This is a genomic window from Nostoc sp. (genome assembly GCF_036919675.1).
Classification (GTDB): Bacteria; Cyanobacteriota; Cyanobacteriia; order Cyanobacteriales; family Nostocaceae; genus Nostoc.
Map to the genome: position 1 here is coordinate 1 of NZ_JBALCP010000071.1, position 7,226 is coordinate 7,226.

Genomic DNA, 7,226 nt, shown 5'->3' on the forward strand with positions numbered 1-7,226 from the left:
CAGGTGAGGAATGATCTTAATCCGAGTCCGAGGCATCACTGTACACCAATTTTACTTCCATTAAATAATACTATCTATTGCAACTTGGTATAATTAATGGTGTCACATCTCTCTGCTCTAAAAATATTTCTGGATTCATGAAGTTCTCTTTTGTCCAACTTAAGCCATAATTTTCAGTTGCAAATAATAAATTATCAACAGTTTTAGTAGGTGCAAGAGAGAATGAATCAGCGATAGATTCCGATGTTTTTTGCTGAAATATCTCATTCAATTTGACATTAGAAGTTTGCACATTGTTGCTTAAAATTGGGGTTAGGATTGTAGAATCTGTAATAGCCTGCGTATAAGTGACCTGATTAAATCGGCGCTTCAAATCCTGAAGAAACTCTTCTACTGAAGTCTTTTGAGTACGGTGTTTTTTCAAAGCTCTTTCAATATGTTTTAAAACAGTTTCATAGAGATTATCAATATATTCCTCGCGTACAGCATATAACTTATCTAGTTTGAATGACCAGTACTTATACCATTGCCAAAGTGACCTAAAGTTATTGGGATGTGGAACAAGTATACCTATTTCCCGCAGGATACTTATTTGTAATGTAATCTCTCGGTAGAGCTTAATATAATTTTCCTCCTCAGATTTAATTAAATAAACAGTCTCTCCCTGAATAGCAACCGAAATCATGATTCCCTTTAACTTTTTAATTTCTACTATCAGGTGTTCAAATTGTGATATTTGCCACTCTTCAACTAACTGTTGGTGAGATTTACCTTTAACATAGTGCTGACATAAAACAATATCAATTTGATTGAAAAAGGTAGTGTATAGGTCATGAATATATCCTGCTTTTGAAGCATATCCCCTTTCTAAAGATGACCAGCGATCGCGCCAATCTGAAAGAGATTTAAAGTTATTAGGATTTTCGATGTAAACCCCTTCCTCTTCAATAGATTCCATCAGGTCAGCAATATTTTTATAAAGTAGTGTATACTCTTTCTCTTTTTCGTGAATTTTCAACTCTCCAGTAGAAACCGCAATCATGATTAATTGCAACTGTTGAACTTTAGTTCAACAGTTCTTCAATTAGTGCTACTACCATAGAAAATCCTAGTTTTACTTAAATCTTTGTTTATAAAGCTACAATAGTAACTGTGTTTATTTCTGATTGCGTAGATTCTCTATATACTGTACTAGTCGGTTTATTTGAGTTTCTCTGTTGCGGTTCCATTCACGAGACCAAATTCTGTAAATGCGCCAGCCTAATTTTTGTAGGACTTCTTGGCGAAGGCGATCGCGATCGCGTACTGTAGAATAGTCACGATACGTTACTCCATCACATACAATGCCTAGAAGAGACTCTTCTGTTTCTGGCTTGGAATTATCCATCACAACTAAGTCAATTGGATAAGCTGAACGACCTACCCGTTTCTTAACTGCGTATTTTCTTTCTGTTAAAACCTGATATATATCTTCTTCAAATGGCAAATCAGAGTGAGACAGGTCATCATCACATTTTTCATCTAGTTTTTGACCGCCACTTTGAACGTATGTAAAATACTCCTTAATTAATGCAGCTTGTGGACTTACTTTGGGGTTAATATTCTCCTGCTTAATCGAAGCTACTAATACAAATTTGCATCTAGCGCGAGTTATTGCAACGTTTAATCGTCGTTTTCCTAAATCTTGCTGTTTTTTACTGAAGTAACCAAAGCTGTGATTCAACTTACCTGGGTTTTTGTTATCAAAACCAAAGCCAAAACTTAGGAAAATTACATCTCGCTCATCACCTTGAACATCATCGATTGGTTTAACAAAAAACTTATCCGAGTTTTCTTGACAAAATTCTTCTATCTTAGGATGTTTAATACTGATTTGTTTGAGTTGTTCCCAGATGGCTTTTGCTTGTTGTTTACTTGAGGTAATAATACCCAAGGATTGCTTAGAGTATTGCTGAAAATGTTGCACTGTCAGCTTTGCGACTTCCTCTGCTTCACGGATATTGTCTCCGCGACCACCACGGTCATATATTCCTCCTTCAACGAAATGGAAATCTACACCTCGGCTAGCATCTTTTACAGGGTTAGGGAAAGAAATGAGTTTTGAATTGTAAAATTTTTGGTTTGAAAAGGCAATGAGGCTCTCATTTTGGCTGCGGTAGTGCCACCTCAAAGTAAATTCTTTCATAATTGATAAAGGGGAACACTCATCAAGCAAATTTTCATAAACTTCTTCTTCATCGTTGCTATCATCGGAAGCTGTACTTTCAAAGTAAGAGCTTGGCGGTAGCTGCTGGTTATCTCCAACAACAATTAGCTGTTTTGCTCGCATAATAGAAGATACTGCATTTTCAGTCCGAACTTGAGAAGCTTCGTCAAAGATAACAACATCAAACTCCACTGCGTCAGCATCTATATATTGACTAACCCCTAAGGGACTCATTAACCAACACGGCTTGAGGGTAGTAACAAGTTGAGGCGCATTTTTGATAAATTGACGAATTTTTTGTTGTCCCCTTTGCTTTTTACTTTCATCTTTAAGAGATTTCACTTGTTGTACTGCTTCCGGCTGTGTTAACCAATCTTGCCAACGTTTGGCATGGAGTTGTCTCAAACGTTCTATTGCAACTTCATACTGTTGTTTATCTTTTTCAGAAAACTCATTTATTTTCCGCTCATGGAAATCCTGGTTAAAGTTTCGCAACTCTAAATTATCATTATGTATGTGTCGCAGCCAATTTTCATATACGCCTTTTTGTAAAACGGAAAACCAATCATTTGGTAGGAAGTTAGAATCTCGTAGCTTAGATAAAAAATCTTTGGTTCCAATGGCTTCTAATTGACGTACAATTTGTTGATAGTATAACCACTGTTGGAATAAATCAATCTCATTGTGGGCTTGTTGTCTGAAATTTTCAATTTCCTTTAAGGGTGTTTTTTCCAATATACCTAATGCTGTTACTCGTTCTTGAGGAAAGTTGTCTCTTAAGAATTTAAAGCCTTCTTTAATCTGATTTAAGGATGATTCAAAATTTTCTAAAAATGTTCTTAGCTCCTGATAGCGTTCTCTTGAAGCAATAACTGCGGCTATTGTCTTTTTATCTAATTGGCGCTGTTGATTTACTATTTCCAACCATTCAAGACCTCGCTCAATACTTAGTAAATCCGTCATTTCTTCATTAAATGAAGAACCAAAAGCTGTACGAGCTTGAGATTGTGGGTCTTTTAATATACTTAAAATATTTTGGCGCTCAATTGCTTCTTCAATATCTGCAATTAATTTTTGCTCAGAAACTCTATTTTGGTCTTGCCATAGAGCTATGAGACGTTGACGTTCGCGCCTCTTAGCATTACGCCATTGCCAATAAGCTGGTTGAATGAAGCGAAAAATACCTGTAAATCTTCTTGCAAAAAGTCTCCTAAGTTCTAACAAATCAAAAGTTAAAAATTCACGAGTATACTGAGCATTTAGTGTAGAATTAATAGATTGATACTTTCTAATCTCTTTTTCTAAATGAGAATACAACTGTCTCAAATCAACTAAATCTGTTGAAATAGACCAAGTTTCAATTCCTGATGGAGCATCAAGGATATGAGCTACTGCTGGTTGTAACCGTTCAAAATCATACAATGTTTCAAGTGGTTCTGTTATTTTTAGCAGTTGCGTCAATGAACCTACAGTATCCTGAGCAAGTTTTATTCCTTGACTGAGATTGTCAATATTACGACGTAAATAATTATTGATATCAGACGACCAAGATTCAGATTTTAGTGGACTATTTGACCATATCGTTTTTTGCCTTCCCCGAAATATAGCCTCGAATTGACCAAGTTTTTCCAGTGGTATTTTTGCTTCCAATAATCTGGTTTCTGACCAATCGTCTAGATTATCAAGATTAAACTCTAGCACAGGAGTTTCTTTTCGTTCTAACCTAAGAATTTCGCCATACAGGTCAAAAGCAGATTTATTTAATGGTTGCTCACGTTTATGTAAACCTACCACATGATCATTGAGAACTTGCCGATAGTCACGTAAAGGTTTAAAGAATGTATCCGAATCTCGCTGTTGTGCTTCGTTTCTTTCTGAAAGCTGAGTGACAGTTTGGTTTAGTTCATTGAAAAAATCTTTTGCTTTTGTTGTGACTTGGTGGTGTAAATTTAGACAAGCATCTTCCAACTTACTTTTTTTAAGTCTATCAAAAACGACTTCTAGAGCAGTTTGCTTTTCGGCAACTACAAGCACTTTCTTATTTTTGCCGATTAACTCAGTGATGATGTTAACAATAGTTTGGCTTTTTCCTGTACCAGGAGGCCCCTGTACTACACAGCTAAGTCCTGCCTTTACAGCTTCTATAACTACTTGCTGGCTGGAATCGGCGTCACATATTTGATAAATTGATGAGGGGTCTATTTTCTCAAGTTCTTGCTCTTGAGGAATTGCGGACTTATTGACATTATTAGGTATTCGTTTTATGGCTAGTTCTTTCAAGATAGGATGATTAGCTATCTTGTCCTGATTTTGTTCCAAGTCTTTAATCATTGCTGCTTTTGCATCTTGGAACAAAGTAATGTGTGCTGTTTCTTCTACTTGCCAGTCAGGTTGTTTAGCGATCGCACCACGAACAGCATCAAAAAAACTCTCATAACTCAATTTCGGAACGCGATCGCTCTCAGGCAGTGTAATATTAAAATCTTCACGTAACTTGTTGACTAAAATAAAGTTAATAGAAATATCATCATCAGTAGAGTAGAGTGTGAACTCTGGCGACTTTCTGCCCTTTTTTTCCAATTTGACTGGAACGAGCAGGATTGGAGAAACATACTTTTCCTGGGGTTTTTCGTGGTCAAACCATGTTAAAGTACCAAAGATTAGAAAGAGACTATTAAAACCCTTCTCTTCCAAGCTTGATTTCGCACCTTTACGAAGTTCATCTAATAGCCTGATCCGGTCAGTATCACTCTGCTTGCTTGTGAGTTGACTAAAAGGAAATGGAGTGGGTTCTTCTCGTACAAAGTTTTTATATAAAACTGAAGAGGTTGTAAGAATATCAATTACTGGTTTTTTATTTTTGCGAAAATCAAGTAAAGGATTACTGTTGGAGTCGCCAGCAAGTTTTTTCTTCCAAATCTGGATTTTTTCTTGGATTGTCTGAGTGTCTGAGATACTCATTCGCTTTTAATTGGTAGTGCTTTACAAGACTAAGCCTGTGTTTTAATACTTTTATTGTAAGTAATATGTATTCTAAAAATCATCGTTTGTTACAAATTGCAGACACAGCAATTTTTATTCAAGTAGACGACACTTTTAAAAATCTCAATCTTAGCGACGTTATATGTAAAACTTCTAAGCTATGGTTTATTAAAACGCAGACTGCTGTAAGCAATAGTATGATTGGCGTGGTAATTTAACCTCATATAGTTAAATTAAGATATGTATGATTAAAATTCTTCATCTCTGCGACACATGGGAAGCGGCTTCTCCCACGGACTAATTAATCCTGCAACTGGATTGATTGCACGGTTGGAGGATTTTGTCAATAGCCGGTCTAAATGTATTGACCGAGCGCTGACAGATACTGTTGATATGGTGATATTTGGTGGGGTTTTAGGGGAAGTTAGAGGAGAAGGATGATGGAATGAAGAATGGGACGATTGTGCTGAGTCCTTGGACACGTAGCGTGCGCGATCGCACACGCTAGGCGATTGCATCCTCTATATGACTATTACCATTACAGCACCGGAAGAAGGGAACAGAAGTTGAAAGCTAAGGAAATTTTGCTTTCCCGTCTGGAGAATCCGCCAACATTGGTGGAATTGGCACAAATGTTAGGGGTGAGCGATCGCTGCTTCGACTAAAAACAAAGTCGCCATTCTGCAAGATACTAAAAATACTTGTGGTTGAGCAGTCAAAGGCTATGGAGATAATTACATCAGCACAATACCATCAACAGCATATAGAAAGTCGCAAGCAGTATCAGGTGGTCTACAACACCGAAGGTTACGATCGCATTGTCAGATATAGCGATCGCTATGTTACAGGCAGTTATCGTGAAGTTCAACTGCGACACGGAGTTCATCTGGTGCTGTATGATGGCACATGGCTCAGGAACTTAAGTGTAGAAAACTTGTTTGACACTCATGAATCGATTGTTGCAAGGTTTCACCTGGCAGGAAGTAGTAGGATAGTGATTTCTGGAAATCAAGAAAAATCTTTCAAAGCTGATTATATACACCAAGCGGGTAAAAACTATTTATTTTATTTGTCAGATATTAAACAAATTGACGAAGTGGCAGTAGGTACAGAACTGACAATTTTAATTCTTTTCAACTTCGATTTCTTCAGGTCATTTTCTACAGGTTCAGAAGTTCTACCTGAACCATTACAAGTACTGCTAGAGTCTGATACTCTACCTCTATTCCATCGTCAAGTTGGTCAAATTACCCAGCAAATGCATTTAGCCTTAGAGCAAATCTTGCATTGTCCTCATCAGGGGATGATGAAGCGAATGTATTTAGAAAGTAAAGTCATCGAACTTCTATCGTGGCAATTGACTCAGTTTGTCGAAACTCAACAGGGACAGTATCCAGTTACTAGTCTCAAGCCTGTTGATGTGGAAAGGATTTACCAGGCTAAGGAAATTTTAATTCAAAATCAGATCGAGCCACCTTCGCTAATTGATTTAGCACAACTTGTCGGGCTGCATCATATGAAGCTAAAACTTGGCTTTCGTAAAATTTTTGGGACAACTGCATTTGCTTGTTTGCGCTCTTACCGTTTGGAACAAGCAAAGCAGTTTTTACAAGAGGGCAAAATGACTGTGGAAGAAGTGGCAAATGTGGTTGGTTACTCACATCTAGGTCATTTTAGAAACGCTTTTAAGCGCAAGTTTGGTATTACCCCTAGTGCTTGTCGAGCCGGGAAGATTGTTATGGAATGATCGTGTAAAAGCGATTAGGGATTAGGAATAAGAGTGGAAAAATTAACGTCAGTGCGATGAATCTCACTTTCTTACAAGACTAGTACGCCACGGCGTAAATAAAGCAACCATTTAAAATCCCTAAAGAGCTTATTCCATAATACTTTTGACTTTTGACTTTTGATTTTTGACTTCCGCCTTGCGGTACTAGGGTGTACACAATACGGTTCGGTTAAGCCAAAAAGCAGATAAACTGAGGGTTATCACCCAAGTGTACTGAGATTGAATGCAACTCAAAGAATTCTCACTGAT

Annotated in this window: 3 protein-coding genes and 1 pseudogene; 2 read left to right on the forward strand and 2 right to left on the reverse strand. The window is 37.2% G+C overall.

Translation table 11 applies throughout. From position 1 onward, the window contains the following. Positions 1 to 70: 70 nt before the first annotated feature. Positions 71 to 1,042 (reverse strand): hypothetical protein, encoded by a 972-nt coding sequence (locus tag V7K49_RS15120; RefSeq protein ID WP_335206244.1) that lies wholly within the window; start codon positions 1,040 to 1,042, stop codon positions 71 to 73. A 114-nt stretch (positions 1,043 to 1,156) separates the two neighbouring features. After that, positions 1,157 to 5,167, reverse strand: coding sequence for a DUF4011 domain-containing protein (locus V7K49_RS15125; protein ID WP_335206245.1), 4,011 nt, complete (start codon positions 5,165 to 5,167; stop codon positions 1,157 to 1,159). 265 nt (positions 5,168 to 5,432) lie between these two features. Between V7K49_RS15125 and V7K49_RS15130 the strand changes: the two are divergent. Beyond that, a pseudogene (locus tag V7K49_RS15130) lies at positions 5,433 to 5,599 on the forward strand (DNA double-strand break repair protein Mre11); the annotation flags it as partial. A gap of 292 nt (positions 5,600 to 5,891) precedes the next feature. Then, complete coding sequence (locus V7K49_RS15140) at positions 5,892 to 6,935, forward strand: helix-turn-helix transcriptional regulator (protein ID WP_335206246.1); 1,044 nt, start codon at positions 5,892 to 5,894, stop codon at positions 6,933 to 6,935. Positions 6,936 to 7,226: the final 291 nt, after the last annotated feature.